Source organism: Microcoleus sp. B5-D4 (genome assembly GCF_036705145.1).
Lineage (GTDB): Bacteria > Cyanobacteriota > Cyanobacteriia > Cyanobacteriales > Microcoleaceae > Microcoleus.
In genome coordinates, this window is the sequence record NZ_JAUBTV010000003.1 from 53,246 (window position 1) to 72,756 (window position 19,511).

17 protein-coding genes and 2 pseudogenes are annotated in these 19,511 nt (G+C 44.3%); 10 read left to right on the plus strand and 9 right to left on the minus strand.

The window, feature by feature from the left end:
* Positions 1–141 precede the first annotated feature (141 nt).
* Positions 142–2,325: a polyphosphate kinase 1 gene (gene ppk1 / locus QUB10_RS02205; protein WP_333199113.1), complete on the plus strand. Its 2,184-nt coding sequence runs from the start codon at positions 142–144 to the stop codon at positions 2,323–2,325.
* 345 nt (positions 2,326–2,670) lie between these two features.
* Here ppk1 and QUB10_RS02210 read toward each other — a convergent pair whose 3' ends face one another.
* Together QUB10_RS02210 and QUB10_RS02215 are read right to left on the minus strand one after the other, a co-directional pair.
* Entirely contained in the window at positions 2,671–2,841 is a 171-nt protein-coding gene (locus tag QUB10_RS02210; protein WP_333199116.1) for a hypothetical protein, read from the minus strand.
* A 202-nt stretch (positions 2,842–3,043) separates the two neighbouring features.
* Positions 3,044–3,544 carry a hypothetical protein gene (locus tag QUB10_RS02215; protein ID WP_333154785.1) on the minus strand — a complete coding sequence of 167 codons (501 nt, stop codon included), beginning with the start codon at positions 3,542–3,544 and terminating at the stop codon, positions 3,044–3,046.
* A gap of 80 nt (positions 3,545–3,624) precedes the next feature.
* On the opposite strand from QUB10_RS02215, the gene QUB10_RS02220 reads away from it, so the two are divergent.
* Positions 3,625–4,176, plus strand: a complete 552-nt coding sequence (locus QUB10_RS02220) for a DUF2854 domain-containing protein (RefSeq protein ID WP_333199119.1) — start codon at positions 3,625–3,627, stop codon at positions 4,174–4,176.
* Between the two features lie 532 nt (positions 4,177–4,708).
* Here the strand turns inward: QUB10_RS02220 and QUB10_RS02225 are convergent.
* From QUB10_RS02225 to QUB10_RS02235, 3 genes are all read right to left on the minus strand, one after another.
* Positions 4,709–5,053 (minus strand): DUF779 domain-containing protein, encoded by a 345-nt coding sequence (locus QUB10_RS02225; RefSeq protein ID WP_333199121.1) that lies wholly within the window; start codon positions 5,051–5,053, stop codon positions 4,709–4,711.
* A gap of 166 nt (positions 5,054–5,219) precedes the next feature.
* The gene (gene exaC, locus QUB10_RS02230; RefSeq protein WP_333199123.1) at positions 5,220–6,740 is read right to left on the minus strand and encodes an acetaldehyde dehydrogenase ExaC; all 1,521 of its coding nucleotides are present in this window, start codon (positions 6,738–6,740) and stop codon (positions 5,220–5,222) included.
* A 255-nt stretch (positions 6,741–6,995) separates the two neighbouring features.
* Entirely contained in the window at positions 6,996–7,232 is a 237-nt protein-coding gene (locus QUB10_RS02235) for a hypothetical protein (RefSeq protein ID WP_333199124.1), read from the minus strand.
* Positions 7,233–8,001: 769 nt separating this feature from the next.
* Here QUB10_RS02235 and QUB10_RS02245 point away from each other — a divergent pair.
* The 6 genes and pseudogenes from QUB10_RS02245 to QUB10_RS02270 all read left to right on the plus strand — a co-directional run bounded on the left by QUB10_RS02245 (position 8,002) and on the right by QUB10_RS02270 (position 15,375).
* Positions 8,002–10,260 carry a heavy metal translocating P-type ATPase gene (locus tag QUB10_RS02245; protein ID WP_333199126.1) on the plus strand — a complete coding sequence of 753 codons (2,259 nt, stop codon included), beginning with the start codon at positions 8,002–8,004 and terminating at the stop codon, positions 10,258–10,260.
* A 259-nt stretch (positions 10,261–10,519) separates the two neighbouring features.
* Positions 10,520–11,494: a cupredoxin domain-containing protein gene (locus QUB10_RS02250; protein ID WP_333199128.1), complete on the plus strand. Its 975-nt coding sequence runs from the start codon at positions 10,520–10,522 to the stop codon at positions 11,492–11,494.
* A 178-nt stretch (positions 11,495–11,672) separates the two neighbouring features.
* Positions 11,673–12,086: a heavy metal-responsive transcriptional regulator gene (locus tag QUB10_RS02255; RefSeq protein WP_333199130.1), complete on the plus strand. Its 414-nt coding sequence runs from the start codon at positions 11,673–11,675 to the stop codon at positions 12,084–12,086.
* Positions 12,087–12,401: 315 nt separating this feature from the next.
* Positions 12,402–13,301, plus strand: a complete 900-nt coding sequence (locus QUB10_RS02260; RefSeq protein WP_333199132.1) for a hypothetical protein — start codon at positions 12,402–12,404, stop codon at positions 13,299–13,301.
* 165 nt (positions 13,302–13,466) lie between these two features.
* The gene (locus QUB10_RS02265) at positions 13,467–14,087 is read left to right on the plus strand and encodes a phytochelatin synthase family protein (protein ID WP_333199133.1); all 621 of its coding nucleotides are present in this window, start codon (positions 13,467–13,469) and stop codon (positions 14,085–14,087) included.
* A gap of 86 nt (positions 14,088–14,173) precedes the next feature.
* Positions 14,174–15,375 (plus strand): annotated as a pseudogene (locus QUB10_RS02270) (ISAs1 family transposase).
* 179 nt (positions 15,376–15,554) lie between these two features.
* On the opposite strand, the gene QUB10_RS02275 reads toward QUB10_RS02270, so the two are convergent.
* Both QUB10_RS02275 and tnpA read right to left on the minus strand, forming a co-directional pair.
* Positions 15,555–15,677 (minus strand): lysozyme inhibitor LprI family protein, encoded by a 123-nt coding sequence (locus tag QUB10_RS02275; protein ID WP_333199136.1) that lies wholly within the window; start codon positions 15,675–15,677, stop codon positions 15,555–15,557.
* Between the two features lie 88 nt (positions 15,678–15,765).
* Positions 15,766–16,173: pseudogene (tnpA, locus tag QUB10_RS02280) on the minus strand (IS200/IS605 family transposase).
* A gap of 79 nt (positions 16,174–16,252) precedes the next feature.
* Here tnpA and QUB10_RS02285 point away from each other — a divergent pair.
* Complete coding sequence (locus tag QUB10_RS02285) at positions 16,253–17,530, plus strand: transposase (protein WP_333199139.1); 1,278 nt, start codon at positions 16,253–16,255, stop codon at positions 17,528–17,530.
* 11 nt (positions 17,531–17,541) lie between these two features.
* On the opposite strand, the gene QUB10_RS02290 is transcribed toward QUB10_RS02285, so the two are convergent.
* Together QUB10_RS02290 and QUB10_RS02295 are read right to left on the minus strand one after the other, a co-directional pair.
* A complete protein-coding gene (locus tag QUB10_RS02290) occupies positions 17,542–17,733 on the minus strand; it encodes a hypothetical protein (protein ID WP_333199142.1) in 192 nt (63 codons plus the stop codon).
* A 17-nt stretch (positions 17,734–17,750) separates the two neighbouring features.
* Entirely contained in the window at positions 17,751–18,065 is a 315-nt protein-coding gene (locus QUB10_RS02295; protein ID WP_242715849.1) for a DUF2499 domain-containing protein, read from the minus strand.
* A gap of 399 nt (positions 18,066–18,464) precedes the next feature.
* Here QUB10_RS02295 and csaB point away from each other — a divergent pair, with 399 nt between their 5' ends.
* A complete protein-coding gene (gene csaB, locus QUB10_RS02300; RefSeq protein WP_333199144.1) occupies positions 18,465–19,502 on the plus strand; it encodes a polysaccharide pyruvyl transferase CsaB in 1,038 nt (345 codons plus the stop codon).
* The last annotated feature ends 9 nt before the right edge of the window (positions 19,503–19,511 follow it).

Below are 19,511 nucleotides of genomic sequence, written 5' to 3' on the forward strand. Positions count from 1 at the left end.
CGCCGGACACGGCAATGCCGTTTCCCGAAAGGTATCACAAAAACGCGCGATCGACCAAAAGCAGATGCGAACCAATCCTTTAACCTACAATACTATTTCTAGAGATGCCATCACCGAGCCTCCCAAAGACTCCCTCAAACCATGCCCAAGCCAAAAAAGACCCCCGCCAAAACCTACACTGAAATCAACCTCAGCGACCCCCAATACTACTTCAACCGAGAACAAAGCTGGCTAGAATTCAACAACCGCGTGCTCCACGAAGCCCTCGACCCCCGCACGCCCCTCCTAGAAAGGCTCAAATTTCTCGCTATTTTTAGCTCCAACCTAGACGAATATTTTATGGTGCGCGTCGGCGCCCTCAAACAACAAGTACACGCAAAAGTCAGCAAATTAACCTCCGACGGCCGCACTCCCCAACAACAGCTAGATGCCTTGAACAAGCGGCTTTTGCCGATGGTTACTCAGCAGCACTCGTATTTTGAGCAAACCCTGCGGCCGAAACTAGCAGCAAGCGAAATCTACATTCTCGACTACATTGACCTCAATCAAGAACAGCGCAATTACTTGCACCGCTACTTCAAAGAACAAGTATTTCCCGTACTCACTCCCCTAGCAGTTGACCCCAGCCACCCATTCCCCTACCTTTCAAACCTCAGCCTCAATTTAGCAGTAGTAGTCAGGGACCCCGACACGCGGGAAGAATTGTTTGCCCGCGTCAAAGTACCGCAGGTTTTACCGAGGTTTGTGCCGCTACCGGGGGATTTGCAGTGGCAGCAGAGGGGCAAATCTCCGGTTTGGACTGGCGTGCCCCTAGAACAGGTGATTGCCCACAATTTAGAAGCTTTGTTTCCGGGGATGGACGTTGAGGAATATCACCCGTTCCGCATTACTCGCAATTCCGATTTGACGGTGGAGGAAGATGAGGCGGAGGATTTGCTGCTGGCAATAGAACAAGAACTCCGCAAGCGCCGGTTTGGAGGTTCTGCGGTGCGGATGGAAATTCAAGCGATTATGCCCCCTGCGCTGCGAGATATGCTGATGGAGGAGCTGGAGCTCGGTGAGCAAGATGTTTACGTCGTAGAGGGGCTGCTAGGCCTCAAGGATTTGATGTCTTTTGTGGGGCTGCCGGTGCCGGAACTGAAAGACCCGCCTTGGACTCCGGTTGTGCCACCACGCTTGCGGAACTGGGAATCGGCAAGGATTTTAGACAAATCGAGGTTGGATGCTGAGGAGGGCGAGGATATTTTCACCGCCATCCGCCAGGGGGATTTGATGCTACACCATCCTTATCACTCGTTTGCGGCGACGGTACAGCGGTTTATTACTGAGGCGGCGCACGATCGCTCCGTGTTAGCGATTAAGATGACTTTATACCGCACTTCTGGAGATTCGCCGATCGTCAGCGCCTTAATTGAAGCAGCAGAAAACGGCAAGCAGGTAGCCGTTTTAGTAGAGCTCAAAGCTAGGTTCGACGAAGAAAATAATATTAATTGGGCTCGCAAGTTAGAACAAGCGGGAGTCCACGTAGTTTACGGTTTGGTGGGACTCAAAACCCACACCAAAATTGTGATGGTAGTGCGTCGCGAGGACGATTACATCCGCCGCTATGTCCACATCGGCACCGGCAATTACAATCCCAAAACAGCCGGACTCTATACGGATGTGGGTTTGTTGAGTTGTCGCGAGGATTTGGGATCGGATTTGACGGATTTGTTTAATTATTTGACGGGTTATTCGCGACAGGTATCTTATCGCAAATTATTGGTGGCACCGGTCAATATGCGCGATCGATTTTTAGCTTTAATCCGCCGCGAGGCAGAATTCTGCCGCTTGCAGGCTGAAGGTGGCACCGGTAGCTGTGGCCGCATTGTCGCTAAAATGAATGCTTTAGTTGACCCTCAAATCATTGTTGCTTTGTACGAAGCTTCGCAAGCGGGAGTTAAAATTGATTTGATTATTCGGGGGATTTGCTGTTTGCGTCCCGGCGTTGAGGGTGTTAGCGAAAATATCAGAGTTATCAGTATTATCGGCCGCTTTTTAGAGCATTCTCGGATGTTTTATTTTTTCAACGGTGGCGACGAAGAGGTGTATATTGGTTCTGCTGACTGGATGCAGCGCAATCTCACAAGACGGGTTGAGGCCATAGTTCAAGTGGAAGACCCGACAATTGCTAAGGAATTGCAAGAAATTTTGGGTGTAATGCTGGCTGACAACCGCCAAGCTTGGGATTTGCAGCCCTCCGGACACTACTCTCAGCGGCGGCCGCCTGCTAATTGCCCGGAGGTGAGCTCTCAGCAAATTTTGATGGATATGGTTTTGAATTAATCATTAGTCATTAGTCATTAGTCATTAGTCATTAGTCATTAGTTGTCAGTTGTCAGTTGTCAGTTGTCAGTTGTCAAATTTGCAGTTAGCAGTGGTCGGTTCTTGTTAGCTATTAAGCTGTACTGCATTTAATTTTAACTTTTTGGGCGGGTTCTCCGGCCCACCCCACAAGATTTTTAGTAACATAACTATCCAAATTAAATGCGCGACAACTAATGACAACTACTGACTAATGACTAATGACTAATGACTAATGACTACTGACTAATGACTACTGACTAATGACTACTGACTACTGACTACTGACTACTGACTACTGACTACTGACTACTGACTACTGACTACTTAACTGTTAAAAGTACGCTTGAATTCTTCTAAGAGATCGTCAATTTCTTCGATCGCCTGACTCACATCTATTCTCATGGCTCCCAAGTCCGATCGATCTAACAGCCGCACGAGGGATTCCCGCTTGCTCTCGATCTGTGCTACGCGCTCTTTGATTGTTTGTGCATCCATTGTTTTTTTCCTTTGCTACTATTAACAAAAATATTTGACATTCCCCCCTGCGAACAGACGGGGATTCTTAATTCACCGACATACCTTTTTGGGCAAATCCTTCACTGTTTATATATGGGAAGTGATGAACCTGCTCAGGGTTTTTGGGTCTGTGTTATAGTTTGATTGTACATCAAAAGTGCAGCCCAACTTCAGCCACATTTTAGCGCAAAAAAGGCGGACGTTTGGTATCTGCGGGTTTATTTTTAATCATTCCAGCTAAAAATCGCTTCAGGGCCTTCTCCCGGTTTTTCATAAAAGCAGCCCAAAATCCCGGTTGATATTCATCCATTGTCTTGGCTAGGGCCCAGACATCGATCGCTAAGATATTATAAAGCCTTTCATCTTCGCGCTTGAGCGAGTTAATCTGCTCCAGAACCGCCTTGTTTGCTCCAGCAGTTTGTTTGTCTTCGTCTTTAATCATGTCCGAAAAATGGTTGAAAGGGCAAGAGTGTCGATCGCGATCGCCACTCTGTATACTTTGATGATACTGCCGATCTCGATTGCCTTCTGGAACCAAAGCCCCGCAATTAACACGGATATTTACCGATGGCGCGCCCGGACGAGTCCGGCTGGATAAGCTTCTGAAGCTAGAGACAAGACTGTGGATGCACACCGCTCCCGCGCTCATAGATGCTAGCAGTTTTTGCAGGTCTTTTGGCAAAAAAACTAAATTTATTCAAGACTTTTTGACAGATAATAATTAAAGTATATTATTTCTGTCCGACTACTTACCTCACTAATATGTTACGTAAAATTTCTTTAGCAAACCTAGCCTTAGTTGTTGGCGGTATTATAGCAGCAGTCGGGTTTGGAGCCTACTTCACAGACAGACCTACCCTGAACCTAGCCGGGTTTTTTTATGGAATTCCGCTGTTGCTGGGAGGTTTGGCTCTCAAAGCCGCCGAACTCGAACCAGTGGAGTTCACCGAACCTACCTCTGCTGAAGTTCTCCTCTTGCGAGAAAGTCAGGCCACAGATACTCAAAACCAAGTCCGCAAAGATATCACTCGATTTCGCTACGGCCAACCCGCGCACTTAGATGATGCTTTGGAGCGCTTGGGCCTGGCCCCGACAGACGAGGAACGGCCGCTTCTGCAAGGGTTGCGGGAAGTTGATGTTGATGGTGCTTATGGGTTAATTTTAGAGTTTTATTCACCGCTAATGCCGATCGACTTATGGGAAGAAAAGCAAGACAAAATAGCTACTTTTTTTGGGCCAGGTTTGCGCGCACAAGTGACTCAAAAGGCTGGTGACAAAATAGAATTGGCTTTAATTAAAAATACTCAAGCTTAAAGTAGTCTTAAGTTTTGAGTTCGTGAATTTTGAAGTCGCCCCTTAATAATTAATCCTGCATCAGGTCAGATACTGATAATAGCAGCAGGTTTCAAGCTGTCGCTATTATCAGCAAAATCTCAATCCGCAATTGAGCGATCGCGCAAATTAGATTTTCCTTAATTACAATAGTGCTTGAGAAGCGATCGGCAATCTTAAATCAGGAGAAGCACAAATGGTTTCGTCCCAAAGCAGGATAGGTATTATCGGCGCAGGAACATCAGGAGCTTATCTGGCAATTTTGCTGATTCAACAAGGGTTTGATTTTTGGCAACTAAACTCAAATAATGGCTGAAACTTTTGTCCAGTAAGTATTCTAAAATAAGATGCTTTGGCCCTCGTCAGAAAATTGGTCATCGTTAGCCCACGCGAGAAACTTAGATAAAAACTTAAATAAAATAGGTTTTTTCGCTCCCCTGAAAGAAACCGGGTTGCAGGCTTAAGCAAATTCATGTTTTTAGAGAAACTGGAGGCAAGTTAAGGATAAACAGAGTTAATCAGCCTTAACAAACAAGCGAGAACGAGTAATAAAACGCTCTCCATCCTGCCCTTCCAGGGAAAAATCGCTGCCTCCTGGCCCCGATGCCACGTCTATAATTAACTGCGTGTGCTGCCAATATTTGTATTGCTGCGCTGCAATATAAAAGGGACAACCGCCTATTTCGCCCAGCAATACGTCACCATCACCGATTATCAATTCGCCATCGGGAAAGCACATGGGGGAACTACCGTCGCAGCAGCCGCCGGATTGGTGAAACATCAATTCTCCGTGTTGAGTTTTGAGATGATTGATTAATTTTAAAGCGGCTTCTGTTGCGGTGACTTTTGCAGTTTCCATTGCAGTCTGTTTGTGTAGCAATTTTATTTAGTTTATGAATGAGATTTTTTTAATGAACCGCAGAGGGCGCAGAGGACGCAGAGAAAGAGAGGAAAGAGAGAAAGAAGGAGTTGACGAATCCTTGAAGTGTGTCTTTTTTCTTTCTTCCTTCCCAATGACTAAAACCTTAGAAAAAACCTAAAGCTTTGGGGCTGTAGCTGACCAACAAATTCTTGGTTTGCTGGTAGTGATCTAACATCATTTTGTGATTTTCGCGACCGATTCCAGATGATTTGTAGCCGCCGAATGCTGCGTGGGCCGGATATAGGTGATAGCAGTTTGTCCACACGCGGCCTGCTTGAACGGCGCGGCCCATGCGGTAGGCGGTGTTGATGTCGCGAGTCCAAACTCCGGCACCTAAACCGTAGAGAGTGTCGTTGGCAATTTCTAATGCTTCGGCTTCGTCTTTGAAGGTGGTGACTGCTAATACGGGGCCGAAGATTTCTTCTTGGAAAATTCGCATTTTGTTGTTTCCTTTGAAGACTGTCGGCTGGAAATAATAGCCGTCTTGCAAGTCGCCGGATAAGATGTTTCTTTCGCCACCAATCAGGCATTCTGCGCCTTCGGCGTGACCGATTTTGACGTATTCGGCGATTTTTTCCATCTGGTTGACGGAGACTTGGGCGCCGAGGGCGGTTGTCGGATCTAAGGGGTTGTCTTGTTTGATTTGACGGATGCGATCGATCGCCCTTTCCATGAATCGATCGTAGATTGACTCCTGAATTAAGGCGCGGGAGGGACAGGTGCACACTTCGCCCTGATTAAAGGCAAACATGACTAATCCTTCGACTGCTTTGTCGAGGAATTCGTCGTCTTGGGCGCAGATATCTTCAAAAAAAATGTTGGGGGATTTGCCGCCTAATTCTAGGGTGACGGGGATGACGTTTTGGGAGGCGTATTGCATGATTAGCCTGCCGGTGGTGGTTTCGCCGGTGAAGGCGACTTTGGCAATCCGGGGACTGGTGGCGAGGGTTTTGCCGATTTCGGCGCCGGGCCCGTTAATGACGTTGATTACGCCGTCTGGTACTAAGTCGGCGATGATTTCCATCAGTACCAAGATTGAGGCGGGGGTGGGGCCTGCTGGTTTGAGCACGACGCAGTTGCCGGCGGCGAGGGCTGGGGCGAGTTTCCAGGCAGCCATTAATATCGGGAAGTTCCACGGGATGATTTGTCCGATGACGCCTAGGGGTTCGTGGAAGTGGTAGGCGACTGTTGTTCCGTCGAGTTCGCCGATCGAGCCTTCTTGAGCTCGGATGCAGCTTGCGAAGTAGCGGAAATGGTCGATCGCCAGTGGTATGTCTGCGAGGCGGGTTTCGCGAATTGGTTTACCGTTGTCCCAGGTTTCGGCGATGGCGAGGCGATCGAGGTTTTCTTCGATGCGATCGGCTATTTTGTGTAAAACCCGCGCCCTATCGGCTGGGGAAGTCTTACCCCACTTGTCTTTCGCGGCGTGGGCGGCATCTAGTGCCAATTCTACATCCTCGGCGCTCGATCGGGGGATTTGACAAATTGATTTGCCTGTAATTGGAGACAGGTTTTCCGAGTATTTCCCTTTCACCGGTGGCACCCACTTGCCGCCGATAAAGTTGTCGTAGCGAGTTTGAAAAATCGACTGACTGCCGGATTGAACAGGTGCTGCTACTACCATTTTATTACCTGATTAAAATTTGTTTTCGCGGACGCTTAAAATCTCTTGCATATCAACTATCGTCTATTTTCCTGAACTTCGGTCAGTTCATATACAAATTTTTACATTCTTCCAATATTTTGCAGTCCCTGTAGGGGCGGGTTCACAAACAATCCCCGTCTAAAACCAACCATCTCAAAAACCCGCCCCCACCCAACGGTAAATACTATTAATTAACTGTGCCGCAGCGGAAGCTCTATCCGAAATTTAGTACCTTTACCAGGTTGCTAAAAACACTTTATCTCTCCTTTTTTCTGCTCTACAATTATCCGATAGCTGAGAGGAATTATTGACGACATGGCTGGTTCTGGCAACCAACAAGGGAGCCGAAACTGGCGCTGTGATATCTTTGCTAATTGCCCTGTCGTTATCAGCCACCTCAATATAAATCCCCTGAGTATCAACCACCTGAGTTCCCACCCAAATCACCAGTTTAAATTTGATTGATTGCAACTCTTACAACTGTTGAGCTGACTCTTTTAAAGCATCGGTCGTGTGATTGATAATATTCAGAAAAGCTTGATTGAGTAGACCTGCATCACACTCAATCTGTGGCAAATTGCCGACTTGTTTCATCAGCTTGATGTCTCGCCTTCCCTCGCCAGCCGTGTTGCAACAACAAAAGAGTATTTTCTAAACCGTCAGAAATATCGCATAACTGCCAGCCCGATCGCCCTTTCCATGAATCGACGATCGTAGATTGACTCCTGAATTAAGCCCTAGGAGGGACGGGTGCACACTTCAGCTTGATTGAAGGGAAGCATGACTCCCTGCGTGCGATCGTCCCAATCTAGGATACAACGGCTTTGAAAACACGCCCTAGGGATTCAAGAGACAGCGGATCATGGTGTCCTGGGTGTTGACTTCTCCTTTTTAGAGGTTCTCAAAAATTTCTTTTCATTCCCCCTTGACACTCCAGTGGACTGGATACTGCAAGATAGGATTAACCCCTCAAAGGAAAGGAGAAATACAACCACAACACTACAGCTAAAAGTCTCTAACATGGCGTGTTCAGCTTGCGGTGAAACCATTACCAAAGCCATCAACACAGTAGATGCCGCCGCAAATGTTCAGAGACATCCCAAGACCAAACTGGTCAATATCTAAACTCAAGCATCTGAAGCCACCATTACAGAGGAAATTACAGCGGCAGGTTATTCCGTTACCTGTCACTAAAGATTTCTCAGACCCATTTTAAGGATGAAAAATAAGGAGGTTTTGTATGGAAAACGCCACTCTGAAACTGCGGGGCATGAGTTGTGCCTCCTGTGCCAATACAATCGAAGATGCAATTAGTTCTGTTCCGGGTGTGGAGGCCTGTAACGTCAACTTTGGCACTGAACAAGCGACAGTCATCTATGACCCGCAACAAACCAATTTAGGTATCATTCAGGATGCAGTTGATGCAGCCGGATATGTTGCTAAACCGCTGAAAGCAGAAGATTTATCTACAAATAATGATGCCGAACAGCAGGAAAGACTTGCAGAAACTCAACAGTTACTCCAAAAACTTTGGTTTGGTGGCATAGTCAGCGCCATTCTATTAATTGGTTCTCTGCCAATGATGACAGGATTATCAATTCCTTTCATCCCGACATGGTTGCACAATTCCTGGCTGCAATTAATATTAACCTCACCCGTGCAACTTTGGTGTGGTCGTGCCTTTTATATTAATGCTTGGAAAGCTCTCAAGCGTCATGCAGCCACGATGGATACTTTAGTCACAGTGGGTACGGGTGCTGCATATTTCTACTCCATCTTTGCCACCCTATTTCCGACATTTTTTACCACTCAGCGGTTAACAGCCGATGTTTATTACGAAGCATCGGCGGTGATTATTACCCTGATTTTGTTGGGACGGCTACTAGAGAATCGCGCTAAAGGACAAACCTCAGAGGCGATGCGTAAACTGATGGGATTACAAGCAAAAACTGCCCGTGTAATTCGCAACGACCAAGAGATAGATATTCCCATCTCTGAAGTTATTTTAGAGGAAATAATCTTGGTGCGTCCTGGTGAAAAAATCCCGGTAGACGGCGAGATTGTTGATGGCTCCTCAACGATAGATGAAGCAATGGTGACAGGCGAAAGTTTACCTGTGAAAAAGCAAGTCGGTGATGAAGTGATTGGAGCTACTATTAATAAAACAGGTAGCTTTAAATTCCGGGCCACGCGAGTTGGTAAAGACACGTTTTTAGCACAAATTGTGCAGTTAGTCCAGCAAGCACAAGGCTCTAAAGCACCGATTCAACGATTAGCAGATCAAGTGACCGGATGGTTTGTGCCTGTGGTCGTTACCATTGCGATCGCCACCTTTATCCTCTGGTACAACCTCATGGGTAATGCCACGATGGCGTTAATTACCACCGTCGGTGTCTTGATTATCGCTTGTCCTTGTGCGTTGGGTTTAGCAACACCAACTTCTATCATGGTGGGTACTGGTAAAGGAGCAGAAAATGGCATTTTAATTAAAGGTGCAGAAAGCTTGGAATTAGCCCATAAATTGCAGGCTATCGTTCTTGACAAAACAGGCACTATTACCCAAGGAAAGCCAACTGTTACCCATTTTTTAACAGTCAATGGTACAGCCCACAGCAATGAGTTAAAACTTTTGCAGTTAGCCGCATCAGTTGAGCGAAATTCTGAACATCCTTTAGCCGAAGCCGTTGTGCAATATGCTAAATCTCAAGGCGTTGAGGTAACAGAGGCTCAGGAATTTGAGGCGATCGCAGGTAGTGGTGTACAAGCCTATGTTTCCCATCAATGGGTACAAATTGGTACGCATCGTTGGATGACAGAATTGGGAATTGATACCAAAGCTTTACAACAAGATTGGGAGCGCTTGGAATATCTCGGTAAAACCGTAGTTTGGCTGGCAATTGATGGCAACATAGAAGGAATTATCGCTATCTCGGATGCAGTCAAACCCTCTTCTGCTAATGCAATTCGCACTTTACAAAAGATGGGGTTAGAAGTGGTAATGCTAACAGGTGATAACCGTCGCACGGCGGAAGTCATAGCGCGGGAAGTCGGCATCAAACGAGTTATTGCAGAAGTTCGTCCCGATCAAAAAGCCGCTCAAATCGAAAATCTTCAGGCAGAGGGAAAAATTGTCGCAATGGTGGGGGATGGAATCAATGATGCACCTGCACTTGCTCAAGCTGACGTAGGCATGGCAATTGGCACAGGAACAGATGTCGCGATCGCAGCTAGCGATATCACTCTAATTTCTGGTGACTTACAAGGCATTGTTACTGCCATTCAACTGTCTCGCGCTACGATGCAAAACATCAAACAAAATCTGTTTTTTGCCTTTGTTTACAATGTGGCCGGCATTCCCATCGCTGCCGGAATTCTTTTCCCGGTGTTTGGATGGCTTCTCAGTCCAATTATTGCCGGAGCAGCAATGGCTTTTAGTTCCGTTTCTGTAGTAACAAATGCGTTGCGTCTCCGTAACTTTAGCCCAAAAACTGTTAGCTAATTTGATTCTTGCTTAAGAGGAAATAATGATGAACAACCAACTGACATTTCTAGGAACATTAGCAGGATTTGGATTTCTGCTTGGGGTAATTTCCGGTTCAATTTTTGGAGTGTTAACCTAGCCTATTTTTGCACTCTGATGAATGAAACATCGAACGATAGCGCGGGTTTAGTCAATCACGAAGGAAATTTACTAAATATCTTTGTTCAAAACCCGCTGTTACTCCCATAATCTTTTGTATTTATTAGGAGGTTTTCCAATGATCGGCAGAACAAGAATTATCGGTACTATTGCTAGTCTCGGTGTTGTAGTAGGAATGTTATCTGGTGAAGGAATAGCGCAAAATACCCATGAAACACACCCAACTCAAACACAGCAAAAAAGTCAGTTTCAGCGCATTGAACAACCCTTAAGTAACAAGATTTTAGTTACTCTGGCTGGAATCGGATTAATTAGTTTAGAACTTTGGTGGTTTCTCCTTAGCAAACCCAAATCTCAGAAAGCAGTTACAGCCAGTGGAGGAATTCAAGAAGTAACCATCACCGTTGATGGTGGCTATGAACCCAGCCGCCTTGTGGTGCAAGCGGGACAACCCGTGCGTCTTAACTTTCACCGCCAAGATCCTAGCAGTTGTTTGGAACAAGTCTTAATTCCCGATTTTCATATTGCAGCCGATTTGCATCTGAATCAAGTAACCTCTGTTGAATTCACACCTAAAAAAGCTGGCAGTTATGTCTTTAGCTGTGGCATGAATATGTTTCGAGGCGAAATTATCGCCGAAGACCAACAACTTGAATCAACGGGGTTAAATGAGCCTCAAACACTAACAGAATCGCAGTTCAATTCATCCCTGTCAACACATCCGCATGAAACAAAAATCGAACCTGAAGCGATGCAAATCAATCCACCTGTTGACCAGGGAATCCAGAAAGTAACTATCGTTGTTAACAAAGGCTACACGCCTAATCATCTGGTAGTTAAAGCAGGTAAACCCGTTCAACTCCACTTTTTACGCGAAACTTCCAGTGGTTGTTTAGCGAGAGTGCTGATTCCCGATTTTAACATTGCTACCGATTTGTCTTTGAATCAAGTAACAACCATTGAATTGACTCCCGAAGAGGTGGGAGAACACACTTTTAGTTGTGGCATGAATATGTTTCGCGGTATCATAGAAGTGCAAGCCGCTAATGTCTCTGACCCGGATGACATGGCTGCTCAAGCCTTAAATAACTGACCATCAACCAAGGGCGATCGCTCGAATGGCTTGTCCGAACGCCTACTGCTACCGAAAGTCGAGACATTCAGGCGATCGCCACTCAGTCATTCAAAAAAATGTCTAGCCCCTCTTGACTCTCCATCCCACTGGATAGTTTATCATAAGCTGAGAGTTGGATTCAGTAGAGGAAATCAGTATGTTAGTCCAAGAAAAGCAAAAACTCATTGGTTTAGTTGCGAAGGAAAGCGGCGTACCGATCAAAACCATTCGCTACTATGAGGAACTCGGTTTAATCAAGGCATCAGGCAGAACCGAAGGGAAATATAGATTATTTAATTCTGATATTTTGAATCGGCTAAGCTTTATTAAACGCGCCCAAACTTTGGGATTAACTTTAGCCGAGATTCAAGAATTATTGACGGTTCACGATGGGGGAGAGTTGCCTTGTGAACACATCAAAGTCCAGTTGCAAGATAAACTGATCGGTATCGATCTACAAATTCAGCAACTACTTATCCTCAAACTAGAGTTGGAAGGATTACTTTCAGGTTCGCCCAGCTTACTAGAAAAGGTTGATTCCATCATTTGTCCTCTGATTCAAAAACATTAGACTCTTCGACAATTGAATTATTTTAAGCAGTCTGTCAACGGAGGTTATAGAAGTTGACAGACTGTTTTTAACCAAAAAAATGAGATAGCTTTTATCGGGTCTAGGTAATTAGGTTATCATTAATTGCTGAAACCATTGTTGGGCTTGCTCTTCACCTTCTGCGATAAAAAATTTTGGGATTTTTATAATTTACCTCTTGACTCTCCAGTTGAATGGAGAATTTAAGATATTTTTAGTTGAAGTTCAATTAGTGATATTTGACATTCGTTAGTACAGTTACCTTACTTGTTTAGCCAGTTTTTAGGAGGAAGTCGAATGAACCGTTTTAACACTTTCAACACTGCGATTGCTGTTGTAACTACTTTCTTAATTGCCCAAAGTTGCTCGTTATCTACTAAAACCAGTCCAACAGCAGTAGAGGCTGTAACTAATCACCAAGAAGAACATGAAATGAAAGACACAAATCACCGACATGATGCACATTCAATAAATCACGCCAGTCATATAAACCAGAGTTTATTTGCCAAAGCAGAACTTACCACCCCAGGAAATATTGCTCCCAATACTGATGTGCCTCTAACAATTAACATTCAAGACTCAACGGGTAAGGCAATTAAAAATTTTGACATATTTCAAGAAAAACTCATGCACTTAATTATGGTGAGTGATGACCTTCACTTTTTCTCTCATCTTCACCCAAACTACAAAAATAATGGGCGCTTTGAAATTAAAGCTCAGTTTCCCAAAGCCGGAAATTATACCTTTTTCAGTGACTACAAACCGTCAGGAAAGTCCGAACAAATTTCTGTGCTTAAAGTTCAGGTTCCGGGAAATACTCTATCTCCCTCAGAAATAAACCTGAGTCACACCAAAACATTAGCCCATACTAAAGTTGACTTAATCCTCTCTTCTGATACAAAAGTCAAGGCAGGTGAGGAAGTAACAGTCATGTTTCACCTAGAAGATACTACGAATAATCAGCCTGTAACCGATTTACAACCTTACTTAGGAGAAGCAGGGCATTTGGTCATTTTACGTCAATCTCCGGTTCTCACAGAAGCGAATTACATTCATGCTCATGCCCTGAAAGGAACCCCTCCTGGGAAAATTCATTTTATGACTCGGTTTCCGCAACCAGGAATGTACAAACTTTGGGGGCAGTTCCAGCGCAATGGTGAAGTTGTGACGGCAGATTTTTGGGTGAATGTTATCTAATAACAATGGTCACGTTGTTTAAGTCTGCACCCCGAAAGTCAAACCTTCGGAGCCTTTTATTGCTAAAATTGAAAAAAATAGTAAATAAGTGCATTCATCATTATCAAGGTGACGATCTTGCATAATATTTATTAGCACCATAAGCAATCAGGGTTAAAACACTCAATGTCTGCTCAAGGGTTTTATCGTCGTTCACTTCCCGATTCTGCTATTGCCTTTTCCTCGGTAGAGGGAAAGCAAATATTTCGAGAAGCGTTGGCATTGGGAGGTATGGAAGGGTATTTTGCTCTAGCGGAACAGTTTCATACTCAAGCAGAACCCGCTTTTTGTGGATTGGGTAGTTTAGTTGTTGTTCTTAATGCCTTATCCATCGATCCGGGCCGCATTTGGAAAGGGGTGTGGAGATGGTATGGAGAGGAATTTTTAGACTGTTGCTTACCTCTTTCAGTCATTAAAGAAAACGGTATCACCTTTGATGAGTTTGTCTGTATAGCACGTTGCAACGGTGCTGTTGTAAAACCTAACCGTTACCACCAAAGCAGCTTGGAAAACTTTCGGCAAGCAGTTGAAAAGGTGACTACGGCGTCAGGTGATATTCATCTAGTTGTTTCCTATAGCCGAAAGGTATTGCGACAAACGGGTGATGGTCACTTTTCACCAATTGGTGGCTATCATCCACAGCGGGATCTAGTTCTTCTGCTGGATGTTGCCCGTTTCAAATATCCACCTCACTGGGTTTCTCTGCCTTTGTTATGGCAAGCATTTAAACCTGTCGATCCAGGGTAAACGCATCTTAACTTGAACCCAAAATATGCTACAGTTAAATCCGACTAAATTTCAATGTAGTTTATGGTAGTTTATTGGTGCTATCAATGGCAAGAGGTTTTAGTAAAGCTGTAACTTCGCAACAAAAACAAAAAGATTCATTGCCTTCCATGAATCTTTTAAATACCAGTTTTTTAGAGCATTTTGCCAACTTGAAAGACCCAAGAAGAGAAAGAAGTAAAGAACACTTACTTAAAGATATTAGATCGATTGCGATTCTAGCTGTCCTCAGCGGTGCCGACGGATGGGTGGCAATAGAAGCCTATGGTAACGCCAAACATGAATGGTTGAAAAGCTTTCTAGAATTACCGAATGGTATACCATCTCATGACACATTTAGTCGGGTATTTGCCCGAATTGAACCACAACAGTTTAAAGAATGTTTTTTGAGTTGGGTAAATGCGATAGTCGGGGAATTAGAACTAAACGTGATTGCCATTGATGGCAAAACGATGAAACAATCTTATGACCGAAATGACCAGCGAAAAGCGCTATATATAGTTACTGCTTGGTCTTCATCTCATCAATTAGTTTTAGGGCAAAAAAAAGTCGATAAAAACTCTAACGAGCTGACAGCAATTCCGGCATTAATAGAAATGTTATAAATTGCTGGAAGTGTAATAACCATCGATGCTATGGGATGTCAAAAAGACATAACATCTCTGATTATCAAGAAAAAAGGAGATTATGTTTTAGCCTTAAAAGGCAATCAAAAACTACTCTATAAAGCCGTAAAAGAGTGGTTTGAAGTAGCTAAAAAAGCCGATTATTTAGACAAAAAGTATGATTATTATGAACGAGTAGAATCCGGACATCATCGAGTGGAAAAAAGACAAGTCTGGACTGTGGATGTATCCGAGTTACCCCCTCTGCATAATCAAGAATTATGGACGGGATTAAAAACAGTTGTGATGATACTTAGTGAACGACGATTGTGGAATAAAACCACCACGGAAGCTCGTTTTTACGCTTAGTAGTTTAAGCAGTAATGCTGAGAGAATTGCTGGGGCGATCCGCAGTCATTGGGGCATTAAAAATAGCTTACATTGGACGCTTGATGTTACATTTTGTGAAGATGAAAGCCGGATTCGGAAACAGAACTCTCCCGAAAATTTTGCACTTCTACGTCGGCTAGCAATAAATTTACTGAAACAAGAAAAAACTTCCGGCACAAAGTATAAAAATGAAGCGATATCGAGCGGCAATGGACAATAATTATTTAGTTAAAATTTTAAACTCGGCCAGTTAATGCTCGAAATCTAATACCTATCTAAGAAGAAAGATTATCCGGCTTTAAGAAGTTTAGAAAATCTTAAGGTTCTGATGTAATCTGCTTAAGTGGGGTTAAAATTAATGATTTTAAGAAGGTGTTTTAAGTTATTTAGTAATGCACAAATTCAGGCTTTTGTCAAATTAATTTAGATGCGTTTACCCTGGAATCCTTACCAATCTCTGCTTTTGTCTACTGCTGATTTTTGCTTGCAGTTGGTGATAGACTTGATTGAGCTTTTTGTCTGGCACCTCAAACTCTTGACTGGAACAGACATTCATAAAAATTCATAGGGGATGCGGGAAACGAGCGTGGCTTTAGCCCGCTCGTGGGAAGCGGCTCGGGGGACTTCAGTCAAGAGTGTCTTTCTTAGTTAGCAGAATGGTGTGGATCTTCTATATATTTCTTAACAACTTCACTGCTAATATTGCCTGCGGTACTAACAAAATAGCTGCTCGTCCATAAAGACGGCAGTTTTTTTAATTCTGGAAATTCAGCTCTCAAATGATGGCTAGAACGTCCTTTGAATGCCTTAATTACTAGCGCAGGGGTGTCCATCGGCTTAACCGCTACAAATAGGTGTACGTGATCTGGTGCCACTTCCAAAGCTAGAATATCCCAATTTTTCTCAATTGCGAGTGCTAAGAATATTTATCGAAGTCTAGTTGCTACGTTACCGACTAGAACTTTTTTTCGTCGCTTGGGGATGAACACGAAATGGTAGTTGAGCAGGAACTTGACGTGGTTGTGGGTTTGATATTCTGGAAGGGGCAACATAAAGTTTTGTTGTTATGAGTTGACTTGTCCACTATAATCCCCTAAACTACATAAATCAATTTATTTTCAGGAAAAAGAGGTGGCTAGAATCAAAAAAACAATGGGAGTGCAGCAGGTATTGCTGTCTCCCACCAAAGAAGTTGAAGCCGTGTTGCAGTATCTCTGTCGGCAGTCTGGAAAGCTATACAATAGCGCCGTATATTTCGCTCGCCAGACATTTTTTAAAACTGGAAAACTGCTGACAGGAAAATTTGACTTGTCTTTGGAACCGTCAATTTCTAAGTCGATGGTTGCTAAGTCGTTGCCTTCAACACCCATGCAGCAAACTCTGATGTCAGTGACGGAGGCATTTAAAAGCTTCAAGGAATTGAAAAACTTGTACCTTCAAGGTAATTTACACTTTAAACCTAAACCGCCGAACTACCTAACGGGGTCTAAACTGTTTAAAGTAGCTTACCCAAATTCTGGAGGATTAAAGCCAGCCATTGTCGGTAATCAGTTGCGATTTTCTTTGGGCTTAACAATTCGGCGCTGGTTTGGGATTTCAGAATTTCTTCTACCTATGCCGTCAAACATTGATTGCTCAAAGGTTAAAGAGTTCACGATTCTCCAGAAAAACGGTGCTTTCTACTTGGAAGTGTCTTACGAAGTAGAATGCCAGCAGCATGATTTAGATCGTAGTCAAGCATTATCAATTGATTTGGGGACTGCCGACAATTTGGCAGCTTGTGTTGACACGCTGGGAAATTCTTTCTTGATTGACGCTCGCGCTATGAAGGCGATGAATCAACTCTGGAACAAAAAAGTAGCAACCAGGAAAGAAGGGAAGCCCACAGGCTATTGGGATAGCTGGTTAGACCGCGCAACCCGCAAGCGCAATCATCAAATGCGCGATGGTGTCAACAAAGTTGCAAAGTTAATCGTTGATCATTGTTTGAAACACGGTATTGGTAATCTAGTAATTGGATGGAACCAAGGGTTTAAATACAATGTTGATATGGGCCAACTGAGCAATCAAAAGTTTGTTCAGATGCCTTTAGGTAAATTAAAAGAGCGCTTAAAGCAACTTGGTAATTTGCACGGCATTAGGTTCACTGAAACAGAAGAAGCATACAGTTCCAAGGCTAGCTTTCTTGATGGAGATTCCCTACCCAGATACGGTGAAAAACCGCTTGGGTGGAAAGCATCTGGAAGGCGAATTAAACGTGGATTGTATCGTTCTGCTGACGGGACTGTAGTTAACGCGGATCTTCACGGTGCCGCCAATATTCAAAGAAAAGTAGCCAGTAAGTTAGGTGTAAAACTTGACCGACTGAGTAGACGGTGTTTGGCTACCGTAGCGAGAATCAGACTTTAGTAATAATCAAGTTATTCTGTCAGCAGAATGTCAGCGGCTTCAGCCCGCTTGAGTGTCAAATCTAGCGTGGTTTGAGGATTTTTGCAGTTAGGTTGTTGGGCGACTTGTACGGGAATGTTGCTGGCTTTGCTGGGAAGCAAAAACCCGGCTGTCAACAAAAGCAAACTGGCCGCCAATTTTACGCAAATAGTGCTATTTTTCAATTAGTTTCTCCCTTTTTTTAATCTTTAATTTTCTCTGCTGGCTGAGCCGATCGCCAAATCCACCAAGCCGCCGCCCACAAAGTAAAATTGCCGAAGAGAGTCATCGCCGCTTGCAGGGTAACGATCCATTCTAGGGCTGGGGAGTTGTCAAAATAGTGCCACGTACAGGCACACATAGCGCTGACAAGAGCGGGCAGCATTCCGGCGGAAAGGGCCCACCAAGCTCGGTTTTGAGTGACTTCGCCGTAAGTCCAAATTAACCAGATGGCGGCAATCCACTCGACGACGCTAGAGACGTGAATAATCCAGGTGGGAATTGACAAAGCGTGCATTTTTTGTATTGTGAACGAAGATGAAAGATTTATCGATCGGGACTTACGCAACTGTCATATAAAGTATGATGAGTCAGTCGATTTTAGATTTTAGATTTTAGATTTTAGATTTACTCCACAGATGAATCTTGGAGCTTGAGCTTTGGTCTAAAATTTTAGGAGCATCCACGACTTAAGTCGGGGCTTGTACCTGTTTTTGGGCTGGTCATACAATTTTAGATTAGCGATTCGAGATTTTATTAGATTTGCGATTTGAGCTGACTGATGACGTAAAGCCTTGAAGCTTGCTGACAGTAGCATTTTTTTGGTAGTAAAATCAAATCTCAAATATCAAAAGAATCTAAAATCTAAAATCTAAAATAGTTAGATCCTCCATCACAAACAAAGAAAAGAGTAGAAATGCGAGCAATTTTGTGCGGCTATTACGGTAAAGGCAACGGCGGCGACGAGGCGCTGTTGGCATCGCTACTGCAAATGTTACCAGATGGCGTGACGCCGATCGTCCTGTCTGGCAATCCTGTCGAGACAAATCAGCGGTACGGGGTAGCTGCGCGCGATCGCATGAATGCGTTCCAAGTTCTCGAAGCACTCCGCACCTCCGACGCCCTAATCTGGGGCGGCGGTAGTTTAATCCAAGACGCTACTAGCATTGCGAGCCCTTTCTATTATGGGGGTTTGATGGGGTTAGCGCAGCGGATGGGCTTAAAAACTGTTGCCTGGGCCCAGGGAATTGGGCCTTTGAAGCGCGAAATGACTCGCAAGTTATCTCAGCGCTGTTTTGCTGGATGCACCGCCGTCAGCGTGCGGGATAAAGGTTCAGCTACTTTACTTGCGGATTGGCAAATTCCCTTTACTTTAGCGCCCGATCCTGTGTGGGCTTTGGAGAATTCTCCCGTGTCGGGTTTGTGGGATTTACCTGCGCCCAGAGTTGCTGTTTGTTTGCGTTCTCATTATACACTAACTCCCGCGCGTTTGTCAATCTTAACTCAAGCTTTAGTTGACTTTCAAAAAGCAACTCGCACCTTAATTTTGCTGCTGCCTTTTCAAGCGTCTCACGACTTAGAAATTGCCCAACATTTGCACGAAGCCCTGCCAAAAAGGAGCCGCATCCTCAGTTTAGACGATCCGAGAAAATTGAAAGGAGTATTCCGGGGAGTCGAAATGGCGATCGGGATGCGCTACCACAGTTTAATTATGGCAGCATCGGAAGAATGCCGCTGTTTTGCCCTCAGCTACGATCCGAAAGTCAGCCAGTTAATGGAAGAGCTAGAAATGCCGGGATACTTATTATCAGAATTGCCAGACGATCCTTATTTAATCAGCAAAACCTGGATCGAACACTATGCCAACGGCGACGCATTATCGCCAGAAAGGATAAAATTTATTGTAGGGCGATCGCTCTTTCACCGCGAAGTATTGCAAACTGCACTCCAGTAATCTCATTTA

Bases quoted from the DNA above. Each gene is read 5' to 3' on its own strand.
- ppk1 (WP_333199113.1), top strand. From the start codon at position 142: ATGCCCAAGCCAAAAAAGACCCCCGCCAAAACCTACACTGAAATCAAC.
- QUB10_RS02210 (WP_333199116.1), bottom strand. From the start codon at position 2,841: ATGGATGCACAAACAATCAAAGAGCGCGTAGCACAGATCGAGAGCAAG.
- QUB10_RS02220 (WP_333199119.1), top strand. From the start codon at position 3,625: ATGTTACGTAAAATTTCTTTAGCAAACCTAGCCTTAGTTGTTGGCGGT.
- QUB10_RS02225 (WP_333199121.1), bottom strand. From the start codon at position 5,053: ATGGAAACTGCAAAAGTCACCGCAACAGAAGCCGCTTTAAAATTAATC.
- exaC (WP_333199123.1), bottom strand. From the start codon at position 6,740: ATGGTAGTAGCAGCACCTGTTCAATCCGGCAGTCAGTCGATTTTTCAA.
- QUB10_RS02245 (WP_333199126.1), top strand. From the start codon at position 8,002: ATGGAAAACGCCACTCTGAAACTGCGGGGCATGAGTTGTGCCTCCTGT.
- QUB10_RS02250 (WP_333199128.1), top strand. From the start codon at position 10,520: ATGATCGGCAGAACAAGAATTATCGGTACTATTGCTAGTCTCGGTGTT.
- QUB10_RS02255 (WP_333199130.1), top strand. From the start codon at position 11,673: ATGTTAGTCCAAGAAAAGCAAAAACTCATTGGTTTAGTTGCGAAGGAA.
- QUB10_RS02260 (WP_333199132.1), top strand. From the start codon at position 12,402: ATGAACCGTTTTAACACTTTCAACACTGCGATTGCTGTTGTAACTACT.
- QUB10_RS02265 (WP_333199133.1), top strand. From the start codon at position 13,467: ATGTCTGCTCAAGGGTTTTATCGTCGTTCACTTCCCGATTCTGCTATT.
- QUB10_RS02275 (WP_333199136.1), bottom strand. From the start codon at position 15,677: ATGAATGTCTGTTCCAGTCAAGAGTTTGAGGTGCCAGACAAAAAGCTC.
- QUB10_RS02295 (WP_242715849.1), bottom strand. From the start codon at position 18,065: ATGCACGCTTTGTCAATTCCCACCTGGATTATTCACGTCTCTAGCGTC.
- csaB (WP_333199144.1), top strand. From the start codon at position 18,465: ATGCGAGCAATTTTGTGCGGCTATTACGGTAAAGGCAACGGCGGCGAC.